We start from the raw sequence: 25,345 nt of genomic DNA, 5'->3' as shown, positions 1-25,345 counted from the left end.
TAAAAAATAAAGATTATGATTAAGATAACTTTTCCTGATGGCTCCGTTCGTGAGTATAACGAAGGAGTGACTGGTCTGCAGATTGCAGAAAGCATCAGTTCCCGCCTGGCACAGGATGTGCTGGCTTGCGGTGTGAACGGCGAAACGATGGATTTGAGCCGTCCGATTAACGAAGATGCCAACTTTGTACTTTATAAATGGGAAGACGAACAGGGTAAGCATGCCTTCTGGCATACCAGTGCCCACCTGTTGGCAGAAGCCTTGCAGGAACTGTATCCGGGCATCCAGTTCGGTATCGGTCCGGCTATCGAAAACGGCTTCTACTACGATGTCGATCCGGGAGAGGCTGTGATTAAGGAAAGCGACCTGCCGGTCATCGAGAAGAAGATGCAGGAACTGGCTGCCAAGAAAGAAGAACTGGTACGTCAGAGCATCGCCAAGGAAGACGCGTTGAAAATGTTCGGTGAAAGAGGCGAAACCTACAAATGTGAGCTGATTTCAGAACTGGAAGACGGTCATATCACAACCTATACCCAGGGTGCCTTCACGGACCTGTGCCGTGGCCCGCACTTGATTTCTACCGCTCCGATCAAGGCAATCAAGCTGTTGTCGGTAGCCGGTGCGTACTGGAGAGGACAGGAAGACCGTAAACAGCTGACCCGTATCTACGGTATCACCTTCCCGAAGAAGAAGATGCTGGATGAATACCTGGTGATGCTGGAAGAAGCCAAGAAACGTGACCACCGTAAAATCGGTAAGGAAATGGATCTGTTCATGTTCTCGGATACTGTCGGTAAGGGATTGCCGATGTGGCTGCCGAAAGGAACGGCCTTGCGTATCCGCCTGCAGGATTTCCTGCGCCGTATCCAGGCCCGTTACGATTACCAGGAAGTGATGTGTCCGCCTATCGGTAACAAGTTGCTGTACGTCACATCTGGTCACTATGCCAAATACGGTAAGGATGCGTTCCAGCCTATTCATACACCGGAAGAAGGCGAGGAATATTTCCTGAAACCGATGAACTGTCCGCACCACTGTATGATTTATAAGAATTCTCCGCGTTCTTACCGTGACCTGCCGCTGCGTATCGCTGAATTCGGTACGGTCTGCCGTTATGAACAGAGCGGTGAGCTGCACGGATTGACCCGTGTACGTAGCTTTACACAGGACGATGCCCACATCTTCTGCCGTCCGGATCAGGTGAAGGATGAATTCCTCCGTGTGATGGATATCATCTCTATCGTTTTTACTTCGATGGGACTGGAAAACTTCGAAGCACAGATTTCACTGCGTGACAAGGAAAACCGTGAAAAATACATCGGTAGCGACGAAAACTGGGAAAAGGCTGAACGTGCCATCGTGGAAGCTTGTGAAGAAAAGGGACTGAAGGCAAAGGTAGAATATGGTGAAGCCGCATTCTACGGACCGAAACTGGACTTCATGGTGAAGGATGCCATCGGACGTCGCTGGCAGTTGGGTACCATCCAGGTGGACTACAACCTGCCGGAACGCTTCCAGTTGGAATACATGGGTTCGGACAACCAGAAACACCGTCCGGTCATGATTCACCGTGCACCGTTCGGCTCCATGGAACGTTTCGTGGCTGTGCTGATTGAACATACAGCCGGTAAGTTCCCGTTGTGGTTGACACCGGACCAGGTAGCTATCCTTCCGATTTCAGAAAAATTCAATGACTATGCCGAAAAGGTACGTATGGAACTGAAGAAAAGCGATATCCGTGCCATCGTAGACGACCGTAACGAAAAAATCGGCCGTAAGATTCGTGACAACGAGATGAAACGTATTCCGTACATGCTGATTGTCGGCGAAAAAGAGGCTGAAAACGGTGAAGTTTCTGTCCGTAAACAGGGCGAAGGTGACCAGGGAAGCCTGAAAATTGAAGATTTTGCGAAAAATATTTCGGAAGAAGTTCATAATATGATAAATAAATGGTAACTTTGCAGCCGCTTGCAGGGAAAGATGGGTTTTCCCTGCAACCTGACAAAGCGAACAACGTAATAATTTATAACTAAAAAACAAACAGGAAGAAACAATTTTTGATGAAGAATGACAGTTTAAAAGGGCAACACCGAATCAATGAACAGATTCGTGCCAAAGAAGTCCGTATCGTGGGAGACAATATAGAATCTGCCGTATATCCGATTGCTCAGGCCTTGAAGCTGGCCGAAGAACATGAGGCTGACCTGGTAGAGATTTCACCCAACGCTGTACCTCCGGTTTGTAGAATTATAGATTATTCTAAGTTCCTGTATCAATTGAAGAAACGTGCCAAGGAACAGAAGGCCAAACAGGTAAAGGTGAACGTGAAGGAAATCCGTTTCGGGCCTCAGACCGATGAGCACGATTATAACTTCAAACTGAAACATGCCATCGGTTTTCTGGAAGATGGCGATAAGGTAAAGGCCTATGTGTTTTTCAAGGGACGTTCCATCCTGTTCAAGGAACAAGGCGAAGTGTTGCTGCTCCGTTTTGCAAACGACCTGGAAGAATATGCCAAGGTAGAGCAGATGCCGCTCCTGGAAGGTAAGCGCATGACAATCGCGCTGGCTCCGAAGAAGGCAGGCGCTCCGAAAAAGGCCGCTGCACCCAAACCGGCCGCTAAGCCGGAACCGGCAGAAGCCGAAGAAAAGGAAGAATAAAGGCGTGTGTAACGTGCCGGTATAGTACGTTGCCACCCATTGAATACTAATTAATTAAAAATTTAAACAAGATGCCAAAGATCAAGACTAACTCCGGTTCTAAAAAAAGATTCGCTCTTACCGGAACAGGTAAAATCAAAAGACAGCACGCTTATCACAGTCACATTTTGACTAAGAAAACTAAAAAGCAGAAAAGAAATCTGTGCCACTCAGGTCTGGTTGACAATGCTAACTTGAGCCAGGTTCGCGAACTTCTTTGCTTGAAGTAATTTTAAACAAAGCGTAAAGTAGTATCATTTAAATTATTAACCGAATGCATTAGCCTCAAGTCCGGTTGTGAAATATCGGCGCTATCATTCAAAAAAGAATTAAAACTATGCCAAGATCAGTAAATCACGTTGCTTCAAGAGCAAGAAGAAAGAAAATTTTAGGTTTGACCAGAGGTTACTTTGGTGCAAGAAAGAACGTTTGGACCGTTGCTAAAAACACATGGGAAAAAGGTTTGACTTATGCTTACCGTGACCGTAAGAACAAAAAACGTAACTTCCGTGCTTTGTGGATTCAGCGTATCAACGCTGCAGCACGTCTGGAAGGTATGTCTTACTCTAAGTTGATGGGTGCACTGCACAAAGCAGGTATCGAAATCAACCGTAAGGTGTTGGCCGATTTGGCTATGAACCATCCGGAAGCATTCAAGGCTGTTGTTGCAAAAGCAAAAGCTGCTTAATCCCGGTTTTTACACCAAGATATAAAAAAAGGACGCTATCTGAAAATAGCGTCCTTTTTTTATGCATTTTATTTGGTACATTCAGAGAAAAGCATTACATTTGTAATACAAAAATGGAGCCGCACTTGCAGAATCGGGAAACTCATCAAATTAATAGAAATACCGAGACAAGCTTCATCTTCCAATGGCGGGCCACGCCTTCGGGTAGCATTTATGCCGGTGGATTACAAAGGAAATGGGCACTCAAATCATGTCATTCGGAGTTTCGTCACGCCTCGGGTGCGGCTTTTCATTTTTCTCAATCGAATAAGGGATCTGTATCATCACGATGTGCGGGTCCCTTATTTCATCTATTGCGTATGTTATGATTTTCTATTTTTCTGGAACCGGAAATTCCCGCTGGGTGGCGGAGCAGTTGTCGACCGCAGGAGCGGAAGAGTTAGTAGCCATAGCCGATGTCTATGCATCGGACCGGCGTTTTGTCCTTCGTCCCGATGAAAAGGTGGGGTTCGTCTTTCCGGTCTATTCCTGGGGCCCCCCTTCCATTGTCCTTCAACTGATTGCTTCCGTACAGTTTTCGGAAAAGCCTGCTTATCTGTATTTTGTCTGTACCTGTGGAGACGATACGGGCAAGACGGCCGAGATCTTCTGCAAGGCTGTCGGCCGGCGTGGCTGGAAGTGTCAGGCCGGTTTCTCGGTGATAATGCCGAATACGTATGTCTGTCTTCCGGGCTTTGATATCGACTGGCGGGATGTGGCTGAAACCAAATGTCAGGAAGCGGAAGTACGTGTGGCGGAGATTGCACGGCTCGTGGCGGAGCGTGTGCAGCGGATGGATTGTTATCCGGGGCGGTTCCCGGCCTTGAAGTCTTATCTCCTCCGGCCGCTGTTCAACCGTTTCTGGTCTTCTCCCCGGCGGTTCCGCGTGGAAGACACCTGTGTCTCTTGCGGCCGGTGTGAGCAGGTGTGTCCTTTGCACAACATCCGGCTGGTTGACGGTAAACCGGTATGGGGGAAGGAGTGTGTGGCTTGTCTGGCTTGCTACCATCATTGTCCCAAGCATGCCATCGCGTATGGCAAGTATACCCGTGGCAAGGGACAGTATACGTTTCCGCTCCGGTAATTCCCCGAAGGTCAGACCTTGTCGAGCAGCCGCTTCAGTACAGGAATCTGTAGTACCGGCAGCAGTGCCCAAGCGGGGGCTGCCGCACATAGGCCGACCGTCAGTTTCGTGAAGAAGCCCGGTATGCAGCGGTGCTTTTTCCGGAACATGGAGTGCAGGGCAGCCGAGACGGTCTGCTGCGGAGTTTGCATCATGCCTACTTTCCGGAACCAGTACCGTTTCCGGTCGTCCAGCTGGTACAAGGGGGTGTCTACCGCTCCTGGAAACAAGGTCGTTACGCTGACGCCGTACCGCCGGAACTCATACCATACGGACCGTGAGAAAGATTTCAGGAAAGCCTTGGTCGCGGCATAGTGTGAAATCGTCGGATAAGCCATCCAGGCGGTAGAGGAAGAGGTTACCAGTATGTATCCGTGCCGGCGTTTCAGCATGTCTTCGCCGAACAGGTGGATTAATTTGATCGGAGTGGTGCAATGCAGCGCGACAATCCGGTCCAGCTGTTCCAGCGGCGTCCGTGCCAGGGTCGAGAAAAGCAGCATTCCGGCATTACTCACCAGAATTTCCACTTCCAGTTTCCAGGTAACGACCTGCTGATAAACCGTTTCTGCCGCTTCGGGCAGCGTCAGATCAATGTCGATCGTCAGGACATCGGTAGTATAGGTGGTACGAATCATCTCCGCTGCCTGTCTGTTTTCTTCCGGACGGTTGCTGATGAGGACGATTCCATATCCCCGCTCTGCCAGCTGTCGGGAGAATTCGAGTCCCATTCCCGACGAGGCTCCTGTGATTACTGCGTATTTCATGACACAAATGTATGAAAAAATGATGTATGAGAAAACGTCCGTTCGTTTCAAGTAAAACGTCTAGGCGATTTAAATGAAACGAACGGACGTGTTGAGCAAGACGTCTAGACGTTTTTAAGGTTATCTCAATGATTATTTCGTATCGGGTAGAGCCGGAATCGCGGCTTCGATGCGGTTCTCGATGCTGTCCGGCAGTTTGGCGAAGAAATCAAGTCCCGTTACAGTCTCTACCGAGTCTACCGGAACCTGATATTTCTCCAGGGCCTGATGGTGTGCGGCATTGTTGAACAGGAAGCCCATGGCTATCGGGTTCTTCCGGTTTTCGATCAGTACTACCTTGAAGAAACGGTCTGGTACCGCTACCTGATGTTTTCCGATGCGTTTCGGATGTTTCTTGTCGTATATCGGGCCGCATACGATGTATACCCTGCCGTATTTACGGGCCCAGCCCCGGCACGCTTCTTCCAGGTCACCCCAGTCATCCCGGTTCAGTTTCTGGTTCTGCGGGCAGATGTTGCTCATGTAGAAGGATTGTGCCATAGCCTCTTCGCTCCATTTCATGTCGGCGGCAGGAGCCATGTGCCCACGGTCGTAACCGGAGCGGGTGTAGTCGGCGTGTTCCACCCGGGGCTCCGGCAAGTCAGGGTCTGGAACGAACCTGTCTTTCCGGTCTTCTTTCCCTCGGGTCTCTTCGCGGGCCAGTTCCCATCCCACCCAGTTGGGAGTTTTGTACGTAGAGTTATAGGACAGGGTATAGCCGATTCGCTTCAGGATGATTTCATCCCGTTTCTCCAGAGTAACAGGTATTTCCAAGTGGGTGGCGTAGCTGCTTCCCGCCGGGGTTGAGGAGGATGCTTTCGTATCCTGCTGTATACCGCTTATCTTTTGTTGGATTCCATCGACGGCGGTTTCCAGTTTCTCCTGGGCAGTTTCCAGTGAGAAGTGTTCACCCCGTTCATTGGTCTGGTGCAGGAAGAGGGCAATGCCTATCAGACAGAGCAGACCGATGAAGCCTTTGATGGAACCGGTTCCTTTCTTTCTTTTCTTGGTACTCATATCCGGTATCAGACTAATTTGAAACGCATACGGAAAATTCCGTCCTTGTAGTCGGAACTGATGATTTTGAAGGTTCCTATCTCGGAAGTGTTGGCCACGTGCTGACCGATGCAGAGACATTCGTCGTAATCGCCTACTTTGACGATGCGTACGGTGTCGGACGCTCCTTCGGGCAGCCGTTTCATGTCGAACCGGTCGACTGCCTCGGCCTGGGTAATGTACTCCGTGGTTACTTCCAGGTTCCGGCTGATGACCTCATTCACGGCATTTTCTATGCGGGTGATGTCTTCGTCGGTAGGAGCTGCCGGCAACGCATAGTCCAGCTTGCTCTTTTTCCGTTCGATGTGTGCCGACACAGACCGTCCGCAGTGGAAGAGGCGTATCATGGTTTGGTTGATAATGTGTTCGCAGGTGTGCATGGGCGGGTATTCCTGCTTGTTGTGTGCATTGAGTTGTACTTCTGTTTCCATCTTGTTGTATTTTTGCTGGGGCAAAGATAGGAAAAATTAAGTTTTGTTCTTCTGTCTAAACTTCTTTGTGTGAAATACCGCTTATTTCGTGACTTCTCCGTATATTTGTAGCATAAATGCATTATACGACAATTTAGCAAATGAAGAATATCCGTAATTTCTGTATCATAGCTCACATCGACCATGGAAAATCGACCCTGGCCGACCGCTTGTTGGAATATACTCAGACAATTAAAGTAACAGAAGGACAGATGCTGGACGACATGGACCTGGAACGCGAACGCGGTATCACCATCAAGAGTCATGCCATCCAGATGGAATATACCTATCAGGGGGAGAAATACATCCTCAACCTGATTGACACTCCGGGACACGTAGACTTTTCTTACGAAGTATCCCGTTCCATTGCTGCCTGTGAGGGAGCCCTGCTGGTAGTGGATGCTTCGCAGGGAGTGCAGGCACAGACCATCTCGAACCTGTATATGGCCCTGGAGCATGACCTGGAAATCATTCCTGTCATGAACAAATGTGATATGGCGAGTGCCATGCCCGAAGAAGTAGAGGATGAAATTATCGATCTGTTGGGATGTAAACGGGAAGACATTATCCGGGCTTCCGGAAAAACCGGTCAGGGTGTGGAAGAAATTCTTCAGGCTGTGGTAGAACGGATTCCCTGTCCGACAGGCGATGAGGAAGCGCCTCTGCAGGCTTTGATTTTTGACTCTGTGTTCAATTCTTTCCGGGGTATCATTGCCTATTTCAAGGTAGAGAACGGAATTATCCGTACCGGTGACAAGGTGAAGTTCTTCAATACCGGCAAGGAATACGATGCCGATGAAGTGGGAGTACTGAAAATGGATATGGTACCTCGTAAGGAGCTTCGTACGGGGGATGTAGGCTATATCATCTCCGGTATCAAGACATCGAAGGAAGTGAAGGTGGGCGATACCATTACGCACATAGACCGTCCGTGCGAAAAAGCCATCGATGGTTTTGAAGAAGTCAAACCGATGGTGTTTGCCGGAGTCTATCCCATCGAGGCCGAAGATTATGAGAACCTGCGTGCCTCGCTGGAAAAACTGCAATTGAACGATGCGTCACTGACCTTCCAGCCGGAATCATCGCTGGCTTTGGGTTTCGGATTCCGATGTGGTTTCCTGGGGCTGCTGCACATGGAAATCGTACAGGAACGTCTGGACCGCGAATTCGATATGAATGTCATCACGACTGTGCCGAACGTATCTTATATGGTGTACGACAAGCAGGGCGGTGTACAGGAGGTACATAACCCGGGCGGTATGCCGGACCCTACCTTGATAGACCACATCGAGGAACCGTATATCGATGCGTCCATCATCACCACCACCGATTACATCGGCCCTATCATGACGCTCTGTCTGGGCAAGCGTGGGGAACTGGTTCGTCAGGACTACATTTCCGGCAACCGGGTGGAACTGCATTACAAGATGCCGTTGGGCGAAATCGTCATCGATTTCTATGACAAGCTGAAGAGTATTTCGAAGGGGTATGCCTCCTTTGACTACCATCAGTCGGGATTCCGCCCGTCCAAGTTGGTGAAACTGGATATTCTGCTGAACGGTGAATCGGTGGATGCGCTTTCTACACTGACCCATTTTGACAACGCATACGATTTGGGTCGCCGCATGTGCGAGAAACTGAAGGAACTGATTCCGCGCCAACAGTTCGAAATTGCCATCCAGGCTGCCATCGGAGCGAAAATCATTGCCCGTGAAACCATCAAGGCTGTACGTAAGGATGTGACTGCCAAGTGTTACGGTGGCGACGTGAGCCGTAAGCGTAAGCTGTTGGAAAAACAGAAACGCGGTAAGAAGCGTATGAAGCAGATCGGTACGGTGGAGGTGCCGCAGAAGGCCTTCCTGGCAGTATTGAAACTGGATTGATGTGTTAGACAGAAGATTCTTCTGACAGAAGGACCTTCTGTCTCAAGTTTTATTATAACCTTCATTGTACTATGACAGAGGAAACCAAGAAACAATTGCTCCATTTCCCCTTCATGCACATCCTGCGTTTCCACGTAAACGGAGGTATGTTGCTGATGGTAACGGCACTGGCTGCTATCTTTATCGCAAATTCTCCGTGGAGTGAAGCTTATCAGAATCTGTGGACACACGAAATCCGTCTGCAGATAGGCGATTTCAACCTGTTCAATCACGGCGGGCATCCGCTGACACTGATGGGGTTCATCAACGATGTACTGATGGCGGTCTTCTTCTTTGCCGTGGGGCTGGAAATCAAACGGGAAATCCTGGTGGGAGAGTTGTCTTCGTTCAAGCAGGCCATGCTACCCATCATCGCTGCCTGTGGCGGAATGATTATGCCGGTGGTTATCTATTACTTGATTACCCGCGATACACCGGCGGTAGACGGACTGGCGATTCCGATGGCTACGGATATCGCTTTTTCGCTGGGAGTGTTGAGCCTTTTCGGTAAGCGGGTCCCCCTGAGTCTGAAGATTTTCCTGACTGCCTTTGCCGTAGTGGATGATATCGGAGGTATTCTGGTCATTGCCCTTTTCTACAGTTCCCATTGCGACGTGAACTACCTGATGTATGCGTTGCTGATACTGGGTATCCTGCTGATAGGTAACCAGATGCGGGTGTCTTCCAGTTCGTTTTACCTGGTGTTGGGTATCGGAATCTGGTATTGTTTCATGCAGAGTGGGGTACACGCTACCATTGCCGGAGTGATTGTAGCCTTTACTGTACCTGCCAGACCGAAGCTGCGCATCGGAAAATACATCAACCGCATGCACGATTTGATTGTGGATTTTCCTCCCGAACCGGAAAAGATTATTCTGGGAAAGGAGCAGATCTGTGCGTTGAAGACCATTGAAGCAGATACCAGACAGGTGGTTTCTCCGTTGCAGTTTATGGAAGACGCTTTGCATTGGATGGTCAATTATTTGATTATGCCGTTGTTTGCCTTTGCCAATGCGGGAGTCGTATTGACGGCTTCGCACGGTGGACTGGAACTGGGACTGCCTACGTTTGCCATTATTCTGGGACTGGTGGTCGGTAAATTTGTGGGTATCTATCTGTTCTCGTGGGGAACACTGAAACTGAAACTGGCCGATATGCCGAACGGGATGACATGGAAGAATCTTTCGGGTATCTGTCTGTTGGGCGGTATCGGTTTTACGGTATCGCTGTTCATTGCGAACCTTTCTTTCGGCGAGGAACCTCATTTATTGAACCAGGCCAAGATGGGCGTAGTGGCCGGTACGGTACTGGCCGGTATCCTGGGTTACATCGTCCTGCATTTTACCTTGCCGAAGAAGGCTGTGGAGGAATGACGCTTATTTTTATCAGAAAACAAAGATTATTTCAGACAGAAGCATCGATGGGTGTTCTTTTTTAAGTGGGAGTGTCTCTTGGGGGGTTCTGTCAGATAAAGTGAAGACAATATGCTTACATTGGATTGTATCTATCGGGCTTCTTTTGCCTTGAAGGACGTGATACGGCGTACAGACTTGATCTATGCGCCTCAGATTAATCCGGAAAGTCAGGTGTATCTGAAACCGGAGAATCTGCAATATACCGGTTCGTTCAAGTTGAGAGGTGCCTGCTATAAGATTTCCCGGCTGACCGATGAGGAGAAGGAGCGGGGAGTCATTGCCTGTTCGGCCGGTAACCATGCGCAGGGAGTTGCTTTGGGAGCGACCAAACACGGTATCAAGTCACTGATTTGTTTGCCCGCCGGAGCCCCTATCTCGAAAGTGGAGGCTACCAAACGCTACGGTGCTGAGGTCTGCCTGGTACCGGGCGTATACGATGATGCCTATCGGCGGGCACTGGAACTGAAGGAAGAGAAAGGATATACGTTCATCCATCCCTTCGACGACGAGTATGTAATAGCCGGTCAGGGAACCATCGGACTGGAACTGCTTGACCAGCTGCCGGATATCGAGGCGGTGATTGTGCCCATTGGGGGTGGGGGACTGATTTCGGGGATTGCCTATGCCTTGAAATCACTGGAGCCTTCGGTCAAGGTCTATGGCGTACAGGCCGAAGGAGCTGCCAGCATGCAGCGGTCCATTGCGCGCGGATATCGGGAATGCCTGAGTACCGTTTCGACTGTGGCCGACGGTATCGCCGTCAAGGAACCGGGGGAACATACCTTCGACCTTTGTTCCAAATACGTAGACGATATCGTAACCGTGACCGAAGATGAAATCTGTGCGGCTATTCTGGCACTGATGGAACAGCAGAAACTGATAGCCGAAGGGGCAGGTGCCGTAGCGGTAGCCGCGGCCATGTTCAACAAAGTCCCCATCGCCGGGAAGAAGGTGGCTTGCATCGTTTCGGGTGGAAACATCGACGTGACCATACTGAACCGGGTAATCAGCCGCGGTCTGGACATGTCCGGACGCTCGTATACCGTTACCCTCGATTTGCACGACAAACCGGGGGAACTGATGGGAGTCTCTGCCGTCATTGCCCGCCTGGGAGGAAATATCATATCGGTACTGCACGAGCGGAATACGACCAACAGTAACATCAACGCCTGTTTCCTGCGGCTGGTCATGGAAACCCGAAACGCAGAACACGTGGCGATGATACGCAATGCATTGCTGGAAGCCGGTTACATCCTTGTAGAATGATAAATTGTTCAGAATGAACCGGAGAATGACCGTCATAAGCTCCGGCTGTTGACGGTCATTGGCTTTCAAGTGGCAGTGTACGGAAGCGGAATGTTAGTTTGATACACTTTTTTTAACTTTTTTAAGGAGAAAAACAGGAGTCCTGCTATAAACTAACTGAATTTTATCGTACATTTGCCACATATTTGTAAAGTATAGTTTGCAAAAATGAGCGATACTATCAAACACCTCGGTATTGTGGAAAACATCAATGGTCCGTATGTACAGGTACGGATTCTTCAGACTTCAGCCTGCGCTTCCTGCAGTGTAAAAGGGCATTGTAATGCCTCTGAAACCAAAGAGAAATTGATTGATGTTTATAATGGTAAGGATATTCATTGCCAGGTAGGACAGCGCGTCCTGATTTGTGGCGCGACTTCGATGGGGATGAAGGCAGTATGGTTGGCTTTCTGCATCCCTTTCCTGCTGTTGATGGGAGCCTTGTTTCTCTTTATGGCCCTGACGGGTGGGGATGAAGCGAAGGCTGCCTTGTTTTCATTGGCTACACTGGTACCCTATTACCTTATATTATATGTGTGCCGGCAACGTCTGAAACGCACATTTACATTTACCTTAGAATCTATTAATTAACTAACTAACTTAAAATTTATGAGCTTAATTTTAGTGGCAGTAATTTCGTTGGGAGCCATCGGGTTGGTCGCTGCAATCATCTTGTACGTGGCGTCCAAGAAATTTGCTGTGTATGAAGATCCTCGGATTGGTCAGGTGGCCGAAGTGCTACCCCAGGCCAACTGTGGTGGATGCGGCTACCCCGGATGTGGGGGATTTGCTGCGGCATGTGTAAAAGCCGGCTCGCTGGATGGCAAATTCTGTCCGGTAGGTGGTCAGCCTGTAATGGACAAAGTGGCCGGAATTCTGGGGTTGGAGGCTACTGCTGCCGAACCGAAGGTAGCGGTGGTCCGCTGTAACGGAACCTGTGAGAACCGTCCGCGTACGACACAGTACGACGGTGTACGTTCCTGTGCCATTGCCCATGCAACGTATGGCGGTGAAACCGGTTGTACATTCGGCTGTCTGGGATGTGGCGACTGTGTGTCTGCCTGTAAGTTCGGTGCGCTGCACATGAACCCGGAAACAGGACTTCCTGAAGTGGACGAAGAGAAATGTACCGCCTGCGGTGCCTGTGTCAAGGCTTGTCCGCGGAACATCATCGAGCTGCGTCCGAAGGGTAAGAACAACCGCCGTGTGTATGTGCAGTGTGTCAACAAGGACAAGGGCGCCGTTGCCCGCAAGGCTTGTACGGCTGCCTGTATCGGTTGCGGAAAATGTGTGAAGGTTTGTCCGTTCGAGGCTATTACGCTGGAAAACAACCTGGCCTATATTGACCCGGCTAAATGTAAGTCTTGCCGCAAGTGTGAAATGGAATGTCCGCAAGGAGCCATCATTGCCAAGAACTTCCCTCCACGGAAGGCGAAACCGGCTGAAGCCCCTGCCGCACAACCGGCTCCGGCTGCCAAATCTGCTGAAGCTAAACCTGCCGCTGCACAACCGGTTCCGGCTGCTTCAAAGGCTGAGGCCCCGGCTGCTGATGCTCCGAAGGCAGAAGCTTGATAATAATCTCTTATTCAGTAAATCTAAAAAAACGAAATAACAGTGAAGACATTTAGAATTGGTGGAGTTCATCCAGCAGAAAATAAATTGTCGGCCGGCAAAGCCATCGAGACTCTTGCACTTCCTAAACAAGCGGTCTTTCCTTTGTCACAGCATATCGGAGCCCCTGCCACTGCCATTGTAAAGAAAGGTGATGTGGTGAAAGTAGGTACTAAAATTGCTGAAGCAGGTGGTTTTGTATCGGCAGCTATCTTCTCTTCCGTTTCCGGTAAGGTAAACAAGATAGATAGCATCATAGATGCCAGCGGCTATCGGAAGCCGGCTATTTTTATCGATGTAGAAGGCGATGAATGGGAAGAGTCCATCGACCGTAGTGAGACTCTGGTAAGAGCCTGTGAGCTGACTCCGGAGGAGATTGTAGCGAAAATCAAGAATGCCGGCGTGGTAGGTATGGGTGGAGCCTGTTTCCCGACCCATGTGAAGTTGACCCCTCCGCCGGGATGCAAGGCCGAATGTGTCATCATCAATGCCGTAGAATGTGAACCTTATCTGACTGCCGACCACCGGCTGATGCTGGAAAAGGCAGATGAGATTCTGGTGGGTGTACAGATTCTGATGAAGGCGGCCAAGGTGACCAAGGGATATATCGGTATCGAGAACAACAAGCCGGATGCCATCAAGCTGATGACCGAAAAGGCTGCCAATTATGCCGGTATCGAAGTGGTTCCCTTGAAGGTAAAATATCCGCAGGGCGGTGAAAAACAGCTGATCGATGCTGTTATCGGCCGTCAGGTTCCGGCTCCTCCTGCTATCCCTATCAACGTGGGCGCTGTGGTACAGAATGTAGGTACTGCCTACGCTGTATACGAAGCGGTACAGAAAAACAAACCGTTGTTTGAACGTATCGTGACCGTGACCGGTAAGTCGGTAAAGAATCCGTCGAATTTCCTGACCCGTATGGGTACACCGATGAGCCAGCTGATAGAAGCTGCCGGCGGTCTGCCGGAAGATACCGGTAAGGTTATCGGTGGTGGTCCGATGATGGGTAAGGCTTTGGCCAATACGGAAGTGCCTATCTGTAAGGGTAGTTCCGGAGTCCTGATTATGAATGAGAAGGAAGCACGCCGTGCAGAGCCTCAGCCATGTATCCGCTGTGCGAAGTGTGTAAGTGCCTGTCCGATGGGACTGGAACCCTTCCTGCTGGCTACCTGCTCGGCTCATGGCGATTGGGAACGGGTAGAGCATGAGATGATTATGTCCTGTATCGAGTGCGGCTCGTGTCAGTTCACCTGTCCGTCACACCGCCCGATATTGGATTACATTCGTTTAGGTAAAGGTAAGGTGGGCGGTATCATCCGTGCACGTAACGCTAAAAAATAATTCATAAGATTATGGCAAACAAATTCATTGTATCTTTATCCCCCCACGTGCATAGCGGCGATAGCGTACAGAAAAACATGTACGGTGTAATCATCGCCCTGATACCTGCCTTGCTTGTATCTTTCTACATGTTCGGTCTGGGGGCCGTTATCGTGACACTGACTTCGGTCATTGCATGTCTTTTCTTTGAATGGGCTATCACCAAGTTCATTCTGAAACGTGAACATTCCACCATCATGGACGGTTCGGCTGCGCTGACCGGTCTGTTGCTGGCTTTCAACCTTCCGTCTAACCTGCCGTTGTGGATTATCGTCATCGGTGCGCTGGTAGCTATCGGTATCGGTAAGATGACTTTCGGCGGACTGGGCTGCAACCCGTTCAACCCGGCACTGGTAGGACGTATCTTCCTGTTGATTTCTTTCCCTGTACAGATGACTTCCTGGCCGGTTGTCGGACAGCTGACCAGCTATACGGACGCTGAAACCGCGGCGACTCCGCTGGCACTGATGAAGATGGCTGTACACGGTGACACTGCTGCCTTGAGTCAGCTGCCTGATACGATGACCCTGTTCCTGGGTAACAATCCGGGATGTATCGGTGAGGTCAGTGCCTTGGCGCTGCTTATCGGTCTGGCATACATGCTTTGGAAGAAAATCATCAGCTGGCACATTCCGGTATCTATTCTGGTTACCGTATTCGTATTCTCCGGTCTGATGCATCTGGCCAATCCGGAAGCCTATGCTTCTCCATTTGTACACCTGTTTACCGGTGGTCTGATGTTGGGAGCTATCTTTATGGCTACCGATTATGTGACATCGCCGATGACTCACAAAGGTATGGTCATCTACGGTATTGCCATCGGTTTCCTGACTGTTGTCATCCGTCAGTTCGGTGCTTATCCGGAAGGTATGTCGTTCGCGATCTTCATCATGAACGCATTCACTCCGCTCATCAACACCTATTGTAAACCTAAACGTTTTGGGGAGGTAGTGAAGAAATGAAAAAGTTGGAATCATCTTTGAAGAATATGGCTTTGGCACTGACCGGTTTCTCGGTGGTGGCTGGAGCGTTGCTGGGATGGGTGAACGACGTGACTGCCGAACCTATTGCCCAGGCGAATGCGAAGACCTTGAGCGATGCCATCGCGGTGGTCGTTCCGGGATTCGACAATAATCCGGCGGAAGCTCCTGAAGTGATTGAGGTAAACGGAGCTTCGTATAAAATCTATAAGGCTACGAAAGGTGGCAAGTTTGTAGGTGCCGCCGTGGAATCGTCTTCCAACGGATTCGGTGGCGCACTGACCGTCCTGGTAGGTTTCGACCCGGAAGGGAACATCATCGACTATTCCCTGCTGAGTCATGCCGAGACTCCGGGATTGGGCTCTAAGGCTGCCGACTGGTTCAAGAAAGGAGCCAAGGGAGACATCACCGGTAAGAATCCGGGTGAGCAGCCGTTGGTTGTCAGCAAGGACGGCGGACAGATTGATGCCATTACCGCATCTACCATTACTACACGTGCATTCCTGCTGGCTGTCAACAACGCTTATGCAGCATACAAGAACCAGAATGTAGATTCTACAACGGGAGCTACCCAGCAGGCCGCTCCGGCAGATTCTACCCAAGTTGAAACTAATAATTAAGGAGGAGCAGACTATGAATAATTTTAAAGTATTGATGAACGGGATTGTGAAGGAAAATCCTACGTTCGTACTCCTTTTAGGTATGTGTCCTACGCTGGGTACTACTTCTTCGGCCATCAACGGTATGGGTATGGGACTGGCCACCATGTTCGTGCTTATCTGTTCGAACGTGGTGATTTCACTCATCAAGAACCTGGTGCCTGATATGGTACGTATCCCTATCTTCGTAGTTGTCATCGCTTCGTTTGTAACTTTGCTGCAGATGTTGATGCAGGCGTATGTTCCGGCCCTGTATGCTACGTTGGGACTTTTCATCCCGTTGATTGTGGTGAACTGTATCTTGCTGGGCCGTGCGGAAGCCTTTGCCGCTAAGAACAATCCGTTGTCGTCTTTCTTTGACGGTCTGGGTATGGGACTTGGCTTTACCATCGCTCTGACGCTGCTCGGTGGTGTCCGTGAATTCCTGGGAACCGGTAAAATCTTCAACCTGGCTGTAATGCCTGAAGAATATGGAATGCTGATTTTCGTGTTGGCTCCGGGAGCATTCATCGTACTGGGTTATCTGATTGCTATCGTGAATCGTCTGAAGAAGGCATAACCTCTAAAAAGAATAGATATGGAATATATACTGATATTTATCACCGCTATCTTTGTGAACAACATCGTGTTGTCACAGTTCCTCGGTATCTGTCCGTTCCTGGGTGTATCTAAAAAGGTGGATACAGCCATGGGTATGGGTGCTGCCGTCGCTTTCGTACTGGTGCTGGCTACCATCGTAACCTACCTGATCCAGAAATTTGTATTGGATGCTTTCGGACTGGCTTACCTGCAGACTATCGCTTTCATTCTGGTGATCGCCGCACTGGTGCAGATGGTAGAGATTATCCTGAAGAAGGTTTCTCCGTCGTTGTATCAGGCACTGGGCGTGTTCCTGCCGCTGATTACCACCAACTGCTGTATTCTGGGTGTGACTATCCTGGTTATCCAGAAGGATTATGATTTGTTGACCGGTGTGGTTTATGCTTTTTCTACTGCATTGGGTTTTGCTTTGGCACTGATAGTTTTTGCCGGTATCCGCGAGCAGTTGAGTCTGGTCAATATTCCGAAAGGAATGCGGGGCATGTCTATCGCACTGGTGACAGCTGGTTTGCTGGCCATGGCTTTCATGGGATTCTCAGGAGTTGATAAAGGATTGGCAACTTTATTCGGACTGAACTGATTGTTGGAAACTTTCTGATTTTCTTAGGATGGAAGCACATGACCATTCTTTGGAAAGGTAAGTTTTTCAAAGATAACTGTAAGATTACTTGCTGTAAAGTATGGGCGTATGTAAATATGACCCTTACTTTACAGCTTTTTTTTGTTTTTTTTCTTTGAACGATTCCCTATTTCAATAATTATGCATATATTTGTATGTATAATTAACCTAGCTCGTTTGAGATATTAAAATACCTTATTATTATGAAACAAAGAATTCTTGTTACTGGTGGTACAGGATATATCGGTTCTCATACCGTAGTTGAGTTGCAGAACAGTGGCTATGAAGTCGTTATCGTTGATAATCTGTCTAATTCACGTGCAGATGTAGTCGATCATATCGAACAGATTTCAGGCATCCGTCCGGCATTCGAAAAAGTGGATTGTTTGGATTTTGAAGGAATGGACGCTGTATTCGCCAAATATCCAGGTATCAAAGGTATTATCCATTTTGCAGCCAGCAAAGCTGTAGGTGAGTCAGTACAGAAACCGTTGATGTACTACCGTAACAATCTGGTTTCATTGATTAATCTTTTGGAATTGATGCCGAAGCATGGTGTAGAAGGTATCATTTTCTCTTCATCATGTACAGTATATGGCCAGCCGGATCATTTGCCTGTAACCGAAGCTGCTCCTATCAAGAAAGCAGAATCTCCTTACGGAAATACGAAGCAGATTAACGAAGAGATTATCCGTGATACAGTGGCTTCCGGTTCGCCGATTCATGCCATCCTGTTGCGTTACTTCAATCCGATCGGTGCACATCCTACCGCTTTGATCGGTGAATTGCCGAACGGTGTTCCGCAGAACCTGATTCCTTACCTGACTCAGACAGCCATGGGTATCCGCGAAAAACTGAGCGTATTCGGTGATGACTACAATACTCCTGACGGTTCTTGTATCCGTGACTATATTTATGTAGTCGATCTGGCAAAGGCTCACGTAATCGCTATGGACCGTATCTTGAACGGTAAGCAGAAAGATAAAGTGGAAGTCTTCAATATCGGTACCGGACGTGGTCTGTCAGTATTGGAACTGATCAATGCGTTCGAAGCCGCTACCGGTGTGAAACTGAATTATCAGATTGTAGGTCGCCGTGCCGGTGATATCGAACAGGTATGGGCAGACCCAAGTTATGCCAACAATGAATTGGGTTGGAAAGCAGATACTTCGATTGAAGAAACTTTACGCTCAGCCTGGAAATGGCAGTTGCATCTGCGTGAAGAAGGTATCATGTAATCCGAACCTGATTGAAAAAATATTAAAATATTGAACAAATAACATCTATGGAGTGTTATTACAATGCAAGTACTTTAACACTGACGCCGTATGTGAATATAGGTCCGTGTCTCCATTCCATAGGGAATGGAAGGGTGCTAATTGCATAGTAGTTTTGTCGTGTTTTATTTTGTGTTTGTGTTGTGGCTGTTCTCCGACGAGAGTCGGGGAACAGTTTTTTTATGCGGGTGTTTCGGAAAAAACAGGTCAAGGTTGAGGCTTTTTCATTACCTTTGCAGGCGCAAAACTAGAAGTGTATGAGTCAGTCGAAAGATATGACGGTGGGAGCTATTCTGCCGTTGTTGTTCAATTTTACGATGCCGCTCCTGCTCGGGAACCTGCTTCAGCAGACCTATTCGCTGGTGGATGCGGCGATTGTCGGAAAGTTTTTAGGTATCAATGCTTTGGCTTCGGTGGGGGCCAGTACATCGGTGGTTTTTCTGATTTTGGGTTTCTGTAACGGGTGTTGCGGAGGGTTTGGCATTCCCGTAGCCCAGAAATTTGGGGCTCATGATTATCGGACGATGCGACGACTGGTTGCCGTCAGCCTGAAACTGGCCGGTATCATGTCGGTAGCGATCACCTTGGTTACCTGCCTGCTCTGTTCGTTCATCCTGGAATGGATGCAGACACCGGACAATATTTTCGAGGATGCCTATTATTACCTGCTGATTACTTTTATCGGTATTCCCTGTACGTTTTATTACAACCTGCTGTCCAGTATTCTTCGGGCGTTGGGCGACAGCAAGACCCCTTTCTGGTTCCTGCTGTTTTCTACGGTGCTGAACATCCTGTTGGATTTGTTGTGTATCGTCGTCCTGAAATGGGGAGTGGCGGGAGCAGCCATCGCTACGGTTTTCTCGCAAGGGGTATCGGCTGTGCTGTGCTATTTATATATGTACCTGAAATTCGAGATTCTGCGGACGACACCTGCCGACCGGCGTTTCCGTCCGGAACTGGCCCGACAATTGATTTATATCGGTGCGCCGATGGGGCTCCAGTTCTCGATTACGGCCATCGGCAGCATCATGCTCCAAAGTTCCAACAATGCATTGGGTACGGCGTGTGTGGCAGCCTTTACGGCGGCGATGCGTATCAAGATGTTCTTCCTCTGTATGCTGGAAAGCCTGGGTATCGCCATGGCTACCTACTGTGGGCAGAACTATGGCGCCGGGAAACCGCTTCGAATCTGGCAGGGAGTGAAGGTGGCTTCGGGAATGATGGTGGTGTATGTATTGTTGGTCAACCTGATTCTGTGGACTTCTTCGGAGAAATTCGCCTTACTCTTTGTGGACCCTGCCGAAACTGAAATCATTGCCGATACGGCGTTGTTCCTGCATGTGTCTGCGTCGTTCTTCCCGGTATTGGGTCTGTTGTGTATCTTGAGGTATTCCATCCAGGGAGCCGGGTATACCCGGTTGGCCATGTTCTCCGGTGTTTCGGAAATGATTGCCCGTATCCTGGTCAGTCTGGTAGCTGTTCCCATGTGGGGATTCTGGGCTGTATGTTTCGGCGACCCCACAGCCTGGGTCTTTGCCGATCTTTTCCTGATACCGGCTTTCATCTATGTATATCGCCGGCTGTGTGGTATCGTGGTGCGGGAGACTAATTCCTGACAGGTAGCCGTTTCCAGAGCCAGGCAGGTATCAGGCGCCAGAAAAAGACCAGTATCCGGTAGCGCCAGTCGATGACGGCTATCCGTTTTTTCCGGTGCAGGGCGGAAACAATCTTGCGGGCGGCATAGGCAGGCGGCATGAGCAGCGGGTAGTGTTTCCCGTCGTTGAGCAGTCCGGTAGCCACGAATCCCGGCCGGATGTCGGTAAAACGAATGGGCACCTTGTGCATCCGGGCCAGTTGCTCAAGGGCATCGAGATAGGTGTTCTGGAAACGTTTGGTGGCGGAATAAGCCGGTGCGATACCCAACCCTTTGGTGCCGGCTATGGAACTGATGACGGCCAGGTGTCCGCTTCCCTTTTGAAGGAAATAGCGGAATGCATGGGTCACCATCCGGGCAAAGCCGGTGCCGTTTGTTTCCAACGTGTTCAGTTCAATTTCTGGGTCCAGGGCGTAATTCTGGAAACCGATGCCTGAGCTTTGCAGGAAGAGGTCCATACCTCCCAGTTCATCAATGAGGGCTTCCAGTTCCTTTTCTGCTCCGGATTGCCGGATATCAAAGGCCCGTATGCAGATTTGGTCGGGGTACTGGGCCTGCAGAGCTTCCAGGTTTTCTTTTCTTCGTCCGGCTATACCCAGTCGCCATCCTTCCTGAACCAGGAGTAAGGCGATTTCGTAGCCGATACCTGAAGTGGCGCCTACAATGACGGCGCGTCGAGGGGTTTTCTTCATCGTTTATAGATTGCTTTTAAGTTCGTAAACAAATGCTCCGGTAGCCGGATGAGGGTCAGTTCCGCCGGCGTAATAGAATTTGCCGCTAAAAGGCATCTGTTCGTTCAACGGCCGGAGTTCGGTACAGAGCTGGTTGCAGAATGCGGTATACGGGCGGTTGTTTCCACGTTCACCGGTATCGTCGCGGAAAATGGTCAGGTACCGGTTCTGCGGATAGGCATGTACCAGTTGGTTGATTTGCTGAGCCAGGTCGCGGGCTTCCTGGGGCGTAATCCGGTCGAAAAGGCTGGACAGATTGAAGACTATCAGTTCGGACAGTACGGCATGGGCCTTCCAGAAGCGGAGGGGAACAGCCGATAGGTTGGGACTGCACAGATAGGTGGCTGTGCGGTAGGGCGGAAGACGGAAGAATGCTTCGCCCAGTTCCTTCAGGGAATCCGAAGGATGGATAGCCAGGTGGGCAATGTCTGTGTGCGGAAACCGTCGGCAATACTCCAGAAAGGCGAGAGCCGAAGCGCCTGATTCGGTGGACAAGTCGCAGTATACTATCCGGCCGCTGGCGGAGGTAATGGCATCGCGTAGCCAGCTTCCGCAGGTTTCCAACAGGGCCTGGGCCGCCATGTACTGTTTGCGGAAGTAATAGGCATTGTACAGCAGTGCCCGTTCGTGGGTAGGAATGCCGGAGGCTTCGAGGGTCCGGAAATTGATCCGTCCATAGGCTAGCAGCTCCCGGTAGTAGGGTTCGTTCTGTGTCAGCCCCTCTTTGCCTAACTGTTGCTCCAGTGGGGTGTATACGAGGGTCTGTAGCGCTTCTTCCAGTGCTTCGGGCAAGTTATATGCCGTAGCCTGGGTGTCCCATCCCTGCCGGTAAGCGGGGATAGCGAACTCGCCCCGACAAAAAGCGTCTACGCCGGCATCGATGTATCCGTTGTGCAGGCGGATGTATTCCATCAATTTGTAGAAGGTGAGGTTGGCTCCCAGTATACTCGGGTTTCCGGTGAGAAGCAGTTGCTTCCGTGCACGGGTAATGGCTACGTTCAGTTTCCGGTCTATCAGAAATTCGCCTTCCTGGAACGTATTGGCCGTCAGGAAATTCAACTGGTTGTAATCGTGTACGGTAAAGGAATAGATGATGACATCCCGCTGACTACCCTGGTAGCGCTCCACGGTATCGATGGAGATGTCCGACAGCACCGGAATATCCAGCCGGGCGATTTCTTTCCGTATCATGGCAATCTGGTTGCGGTAGGGTACAATGACTCCTACCGTGTGATTCGGATTGAAGGCATCTCCCGTCAGCCGGTAGATGTGTTTCAGCAAGGTGGCGACAATACGGGCTTCGCTCAGGTTGGTCTTGTCGGAGAAACCGGAAGGAAGTGGTTCGTCGGCGGGGATGAAGACCATGCGCCGTTCCAGCAGGAGGCTGTCGATGGTATCTGCCGCAGCGGGGGCATCCGGGTAGGGGCAGGATTCTTCCTGATGGGGAAGTGGTACGGATTCCAGTTGCTCCCGATAATAGAAGGCATGATTCGGAAATTCGGCGACAGCCGGATGCATTCTCCCTTGCTTGTGGAGGATGCTCCGGACCGAAGCGTCGCATTGCTTGTAGAGGCGTTCGAAGAGGGAATTCCGGCAGTCGGTCAGACCGATGGCCTGCAGCAGCGGATGATGGATGGCCGCCTCTTCCGGACTTTGCTGCGCGATGGCCGGTAATTGCTTGTAGTCGCCGATGAGGATGAACTTTCCGATGGCGTTCTGTGTCTGGTACCGGGCAGACAGGATACCGATCAGGTCGGGCTCCAGGATCTGTGAGGCTTCGTCGATGATGGCCAGGCTGAAAGGTTTCAGCGAGAAGAGGTTCAACCGGTTGTTGATGGCGGTGGTGGTTCCCACAAAGATACGTGTTTCAAGGATGCGTTGCCGGATGTCCTTCAGTTTCGGACAATCGTCCAGGCTGTGCTTCAGCAGGTACGGTACATAGCGGGTATCGCAGGAGAGTTCGTTGCCGATGCGGATGAAGGGGGTACGGGCCGCAATGCCGGAACTGACCAGCATGTGGCAGATTTCGTCGACAGCCCGGTTGGTATAGGACAGCAGCAGGATGGAGGTGTCCGGTTCGGTCAAGGCTTCTTCCACCATGTAGCGTAAGGCACACGAAGTCTTTCCGGTTCCCGGAGGGCCTACCAGCAGGAAGTAGTCGCTGGCCTGTTTCTCTTTCAGTATCAGTTCGTCGAATCTTCCGTAGGAACCGTTCAGCCGGAGTTCCAGGTTTCTGGAAGGGGGGCGTACACCCAGCAGCAGTTCTTTCCGGTCTGTCCGTGCCGCAAGAAAAGCATAAAGCCCGCGCATCCCACTGGTGGCAGATACATCCGAGCTGTCATGTTCGATGGCAAAGACTTCGTCCGCTCCTCCGATGATTTCCTTGTTCTGCTGTCCGTTCCGTAACAGGACAGTCAGCCGGTCCGGGAAGATGGATACAATGTTGCCTTTCATGAGAATTTCCTTGCGTACATCCGGCTCTCCGTGATAGGCGTAACAGATGACGATGTCGCCTGTGCGGAAATTCGGCAGGAAATCCTCATCCTGTTGGGGAATGGCCAGTTCTATCAGGTCGTAGCCTTTGTTCGGGGCACTTTGCTGCTTGTTGCGGATGGTCAGTCCCAACAGGATGTTTCCAGCTTCCAGTTTCTCTGGCAGGGGCAGATGCCATAAGCCTGCAAAGCCGTGGCTGGGGTCGGTGTTTCCTCCGGTCTTGCTCAGAATCTGCTCTTTGGAGACAAAGGTGAAGAAGCGTTCGAAATAGGCCCGTTCGAAAGGGGTGACATGCTTCAGGGTCTGGATGGCCTCCTGGAGTTGGGGTTCCTGGAAATCGTCCCACAGGCGGTTGTGAACCTGGTATTCGTTCAGTACATCCGTATCCAGGGCCTCAATGACCTGGCCGATATTCCCTTCCCCCAGTTTCATCTCTTCGGCTACAATGAAGTTGCGCAGACGGATGCTTTCGCGGAACAAGGTTTCGGAGAAGTGTTCCAGCATCAGTCCGTCCGGGTATTTGGAATAAAGCAGGAAGGTCTGCAGTTCTTCGGTTTCCCGACCGAAGTTGTACATCAAGACGCCCTGGTACAGCATCATCTGGATGAAATGGTCTTCTTTGTGCTTACGCTGCCATTCATCGCGTTTCCCTGATTTTTGCTCTATCAGAATCTTGAAGTCTTTTTGGAGCATATCTACACGTCCCTGCAAACCGAGTTTCTCGCAGATGAACGAGGCTTCGAGCAAGGTTTTCCGGCGGTCGAAGGCTTGAAGATTGTGAGGAAGGATGTCGTGTACAAACGAACGGAGGTTCATTAGCTGCGATTGGGCCTGCGCATGGAAAGTCTCGGGGAGCGGACAGGTACAGAATTCCAGCGCTGAGGAGGCGAAAAATTTCTTGAAGGATTCGGCGTAGGAAACGGGAGCCTCTGCCTGTTCGTTGATGTAGTCGTCCAGGAACTGGCTGGCCAGGTTTCCCAACAGGATGGGAGCCGTATTCGGCCGTGGTTTGATTTTGTTGAGGAAATAGTTGTATGGATGGTGTCCGTATTCACGGAAGCAGGCTGCCAGCGAACTGATATCAATCAGGTAGTCCGGATGGATGACAACGAGTTTCGGGATATAATGGTTTTCTTCGTCTACCCGTACATCCAGTAAATTGATGGGGAGGTTCTCGGTGAGCAGTTCCTTCAGGTAAAGCAAATCGCCGTTGTAACCGCCTTTGGCATAGTTGATGATGATGAACGGGTCTTCGTCGCTGTCGGTCGCGGCATAAATCTGGCTGTCGGTCCAGCTGGTGACCGATGCGCGGACATAAGGAATGTGGGATAGGCGGGTGCCTTTGTACGGGCGGTTGGAGTGGGGAAGCTCCGGAAGCAGCGTAGCAGGTACATCGGCTTCAAACCCCAGGGCAATGAAACGCACCAGGGCGCGGAGGTCGAACAGGTATTCCTGCATGTCCGCTTGAAACCTTTCCCCTAAAGCCGCATTGCAGTTACGGCGTAAGGTCTGGACGGCATAGCGGTCCGAAGGAGTCATCTTCTTTTCTTTGCCGATGTAGTCCAGCCGTGAGAAGAGGTTGGCAAATGTCAGGGTAGCAGTGGCTGTCAGTTCATAGCTGGCTTGTTCCAGTACCTTGTAGAACAGGACATACTTGGCACGTAGATTCTCTAAAGCCGGTTGCGGCGACCGGTGTATCTGCTCTATCCGTTGAAACAGGTCGGAGGCCTGCAATTCGATGTGTCGGAAATCGGAAGTGGGCATGGGCGGTACAATGACTGATAAAGAAGGCCTGTCTCTCTGTCCTTGTCCGGGGAGGGA

General features: G+C 50.3%; 22 protein-coding genes. 17 read left to right on the top strand and 5 right to left on the bottom strand.

The annotated features are described in order from the left end of the window. The first annotated feature begins 15 nt into the window (after positions 1-15). The 5 genes from thrS to C510_RS0111915 all read left to right on the top strand — a co-directional run bounded on the left by thrS (position 16) and on the right by C510_RS0111915 (position 4,510). Complete coding sequence (gene thrS / locus C510_RS0111940; RefSeq protein WP_018711577.1) at positions 16-1,956, top strand: threonine--tRNA ligase; 1,941 nt, start codon at positions 16-18, stop codon at positions 1,954-1,956. A 104-nt stretch (positions 1,957-2,060) separates the two neighbouring features. Then, positions 2,061-2,660, top strand: coding sequence for a translation initiation factor IF-3 (gene infC / locus C510_RS0111930; RefSeq protein WP_018711576.1), 600 nt, complete (start codon positions 2,061-2,063; stop codon positions 2,658-2,660). A gap of 71 nt (positions 2,661-2,731) precedes the next feature. Then, positions 2,732-2,929 (top strand): 50S ribosomal protein L35, encoded by a 198-nt coding sequence (rpmI, locus tag C510_RS0111925; protein WP_018711575.1) that lies wholly within the window; start codon positions 2,732-2,734, stop codon positions 2,927-2,929. Positions 2,930-3,036: 107 nt separating this feature from the next. Then, complete coding sequence (gene rplT, locus C510_RS0111920) at positions 3,037-3,387, top strand: 50S ribosomal protein L20 (RefSeq protein WP_007560377.1); 351 nt, start codon at positions 3,037-3,039, stop codon at positions 3,385-3,387. A gap of 364 nt (positions 3,388-3,751) precedes the next feature. Beyond that, positions 3,752-4,510 (top strand): EFR1 family ferrodoxin, encoded by a 759-nt coding sequence (locus C510_RS0111915; protein WP_022339082.1) that lies wholly within the window; start codon positions 3,752-3,754, stop codon positions 4,508-4,510. A gap of 11 nt (positions 4,511-4,521) precedes the next feature. On the opposite strand, the gene C510_RS16505 is transcribed toward C510_RS0111915, so the two are convergent. The 3 genes from C510_RS16505 to C510_RS0111900 all read right to left on the bottom strand — a co-directional run bounded on the left by C510_RS16505 (position 4,522) and on the right by C510_RS0111900 (position 6,839). Beyond that, complete coding sequence (locus tag C510_RS16505) at positions 4,522-5,313, bottom strand: SDR family NAD(P)-dependent oxidoreductase (protein WP_025892974.1); 792 nt, start codon at positions 5,311-5,313, stop codon at positions 4,522-4,524. Between the two features lie 132 nt (positions 5,314-5,445). Then, complete coding sequence (locus tag C510_RS0111905; RefSeq protein WP_018711571.1) at positions 5,446-6,369, bottom strand: DNA/RNA non-specific endonuclease; 924 nt, start codon at positions 6,367-6,369, stop codon at positions 5,446-5,448. Positions 6,370-6,377: 8 nt separating this feature from the next. Beyond that, complete coding sequence (locus C510_RS0111900; protein WP_018711570.1) at positions 6,378-6,839, bottom strand: alanyl-tRNA editing protein; 462 nt, start codon at positions 6,837-6,839, stop codon at positions 6,378-6,380. Positions 6,840-6,979: 140 nt separating this feature from the next. On the opposite strand from C510_RS0111900, the gene lepA reads away from it, so the two are divergent. From lepA to C510_RS0111840, 12 genes are all read left to right on the top strand, one after another. Continuing rightward, a complete protein-coding gene (gene lepA, locus C510_RS0111895) occupies positions 6,980-8,761 on the top strand; it encodes a translation elongation factor 4 (protein WP_018711569.1) in 1,782 nt (593 codons plus the stop codon). A 71-nt stretch (positions 8,762-8,832) separates the two neighbouring features. Then, the gene (gene nhaA, locus C510_RS0111890; RefSeq protein WP_022339078.1) at positions 8,833-10,173 is read left to right on the top strand and encodes a Na+/H+ antiporter NhaA; all 1,341 of its coding nucleotides are present in this window, start codon (positions 8,833-8,835) and stop codon (positions 10,171-10,173) included. Positions 10,174-10,284: 111 nt separating this feature from the next. After that, positions 10,285-11,481, top strand: coding sequence for a threonine ammonia-lyase (gene ilvA / locus C510_RS0111885; RefSeq protein ID WP_018711567.1), 1,197 nt, complete (start codon positions 10,285-10,287; stop codon positions 11,479-11,481). Between the two features lie 207 nt (positions 11,482-11,688). Beyond that, entirely contained in the window at positions 11,689-12,111 is a 423-nt protein-coding gene (locus tag C510_RS0111880; protein ID WP_018711566.1) for a SoxR reducing system RseC family protein, read from the top strand. Positions 12,112-12,129: 18 nt separating this feature from the next. Beyond that, positions 12,130-13,092 carry a Fe-S cluster domain-containing protein gene (locus tag C510_RS0111875; RefSeq protein WP_025892976.1) on the top strand — a complete coding sequence of 321 codons (963 nt, stop codon included), beginning with the start codon at positions 12,130-12,132 and terminating at the stop codon, positions 13,090-13,092. Between the two features lie 42 nt (positions 13,093-13,134). Then, positions 13,135-14,472, top strand: coding sequence for an electron transport complex subunit RsxC (rsxC, locus tag C510_RS0111870; RefSeq protein ID WP_026320211.1), 1,338 nt, complete (start codon positions 13,135-13,137; stop codon positions 14,470-14,472). Positions 14,473-14,483: 11 nt separating this feature from the next. After that, positions 14,484-15,473, top strand: a complete 990-nt coding sequence (locus tag C510_RS0111865) for an RnfABCDGE type electron transport complex subunit D (RefSeq protein ID WP_022339075.1) — start codon at positions 14,484-14,486, stop codon at positions 15,471-15,473. Continuing rightward, positions 15,470-16,111 carry an RnfABCDGE type electron transport complex subunit G gene (locus C510_RS0111860; RefSeq protein WP_018711562.1) on the top strand — a complete coding sequence of 214 codons (642 nt, stop codon included), beginning with the start codon at positions 15,470-15,472 and terminating at the stop codon, positions 16,109-16,111. Before C510_RS0111865 ends, C510_RS0111860 begins: the two co-directional genes overlap by 4 nt. A 13-nt stretch (positions 16,112-16,124) precedes the next feature. Continuing rightward, complete coding sequence (rsxE, locus tag C510_RS0111855) at positions 16,125-16,709, top strand: electron transport complex subunit RsxE (protein ID WP_022339073.1); 585 nt, start codon at positions 16,125-16,127, stop codon at positions 16,707-16,709. 18 nt (positions 16,710-16,727) lie between these two features. Further along, positions 16,728-17,330: an electron transport complex subunit RsxA gene (gene rsxA / locus C510_RS0111850; protein ID WP_018711560.1), complete on the top strand. Its 603-nt coding sequence runs from the start codon at positions 16,728-16,730 to the stop codon at positions 17,328-17,330. A 242-nt stretch (positions 17,331-17,572) separates the two neighbouring features. Beyond that, positions 17,573-18,607, top strand: coding sequence for a UDP-glucose 4-epimerase GalE (galE, locus tag C510_RS0111845; RefSeq protein WP_018711559.1), 1,035 nt, complete (start codon positions 17,573-17,575; stop codon positions 18,605-18,607). Between the two features lie 296 nt (positions 18,608-18,903). After that, the gene (locus C510_RS0111840; RefSeq protein ID WP_018711558.1) at positions 18,904-20,262 is read left to right on the top strand and encodes an MATE family efflux transporter; all 1,359 of its coding nucleotides are present in this window, start codon (positions 18,904-18,906) and stop codon (positions 20,260-20,262) included. On the opposite strand, the gene C510_RS0111835 is transcribed toward C510_RS0111840, so the two are convergent. Continuing rightward, positions 20,252-20,992, bottom strand: coding sequence for an SDR family NAD(P)-dependent oxidoreductase (locus C510_RS0111835; protein WP_018711557.1), 741 nt, complete (start codon positions 20,990-20,992; stop codon positions 20,252-20,254). The genes C510_RS0111840 and C510_RS0111835 overlap by 11 nt on opposite strands. 3 nt (positions 20,993-20,995) lie before the next feature. Next, positions 20,996-25,288, bottom strand: a complete 4,293-nt coding sequence (locus tag C510_RS0111830) for an AAA domain-containing protein (RefSeq protein ID WP_018711556.1) — start codon at positions 25,286-25,288, stop codon at positions 20,996-20,998. Positions 25,289-25,345 lie beyond the last annotated feature (57 nt).

This window comes from Phocaeicola barnesiae DSM 18169 = JCM 13652 (assembly GCF_000374585.1).
Classification (GTDB): Bacteria; Bacteroidota; Bacteroidia; order Bacteroidales; family Bacteroidaceae; genus Phocaeicola; species Phocaeicola barnesiae.
Note: the sequence above shows the minus strand (reverse complement) of the source record. Positions and strands in the feature narration are given on the sequence as shown.

Coding starts and splice junctions, on each gene's coding strand:
- rsxA (WP_018711560.1), top strand. CDS start 16,728: ATGGAATATATACTGATATTTATCACCGCTATCTTTGTGAACAACATC.
- C510_RS0111905 (WP_018711571.1), bottom strand. CDS start 6,369: ATGAGTACCAAGAAAAGAAAGAAAGGAACCGGTTCCATCAAAGGCTTC.
- rpmI (WP_018711575.1), top strand. CDS start 2,732: ATGCCAAAGATCAAGACTAACTCCGGTTCTAAAAAAAGATTCGCTCTT.
- C510_RS16505 (WP_025892974.1), bottom strand. CDS start 5,313: ATGAAATACGCAGTAATCACAGGAGCCTCGTCGGGAATGGGACTCGAA.
- galE (WP_018711559.1), top strand. CDS start 17,573: ATGAAACAAAGAATTCTTGTTACTGGTGGTACAGGATATATCGGTTCT.
- rplT (WP_007560377.1), top strand. CDS start 3,037: ATGCCAAGATCAGTAAATCACGTTGCTTCAAGAGCAAGAAGAAAGAAA.
- C510_RS0111900 (WP_018711570.1), bottom strand. CDS start 6,839: ATGGAAACAGAAGTACAACTCAATGCACACAACAAGCAGGAATACCCG.
- thrS (WP_018711577.1), top strand. CDS start 16: ATGATTAAGATAACTTTTCCTGATGGCTCCGTTCGTGAGTATAACGAA.
- C510_RS0111860 (WP_018711562.1), top strand. CDS start 15,470: ATGAAAAAGTTGGAATCATCTTTGAAGAATATGGCTTTGGCACTGACC.
- C510_RS0111840 (WP_018711558.1), top strand. CDS start 18,904: ATGAGTCAGTCGAAAGATATGACGGTGGGAGCTATTCTGCCGTTGTTG.
- infC (WP_018711576.1), top strand. CDS start 2,061: ATGAAGAATGACAGTTTAAAAGGGCAACACCGAATCAATGAACAGATT.
- C510_RS0111875 (WP_025892976.1), top strand. CDS start 12,130: ATGAGCTTAATTTTAGTGGCAGTAATTTCGTTGGGAGCCATCGGGTTG.
- nhaA (WP_022339078.1), top strand. CDS start 8,833: ATGACAGAGGAAACCAAGAAACAATTGCTCCATTTCCCCTTCATGCAC.
- C510_RS0111835 (WP_018711557.1), bottom strand. CDS start 20,992: ATGAAGAAAACCCCTCGACGCGCCGTCATTGTAGGCGCCACTTCAGGT.
- C510_RS0111830 (WP_018711556.1), bottom strand. CDS start 25,288: ATGCCCACTTCCGATTTCCGACACATCGAATTGCAGGCCTCCGACCTG.
- C510_RS0111915 (WP_022339082.1), top strand. CDS start 3,752: ATGATTTTCTATTTTTCTGGAACCGGAAATTCCCGCTGGGTGGCGGAG.
- ilvA (WP_018711567.1), top strand. CDS start 10,285: ATGCTTACATTGGATTGTATCTATCGGGCTTCTTTTGCCTTGAAGGAC.
- C510_RS0111880 (WP_018711566.1), top strand. CDS start 11,689: ATGAGCGATACTATCAAACACCTCGGTATTGTGGAAAACATCAATGGT.
- rsxE (WP_022339073.1), top strand. CDS start 16,125: ATGAATAATTTTAAAGTATTGATGAACGGGATTGTGAAGGAAAATCCT.
- lepA (WP_018711569.1), top strand. CDS start 6,980: ATGAAGAATATCCGTAATTTCTGTATCATAGCTCACATCGACCATGGA.
- C510_RS0111865 (WP_022339075.1), top strand. CDS start 14,484: ATGGCAAACAAATTCATTGTATCTTTATCCCCCCACGTGCATAGCGGC.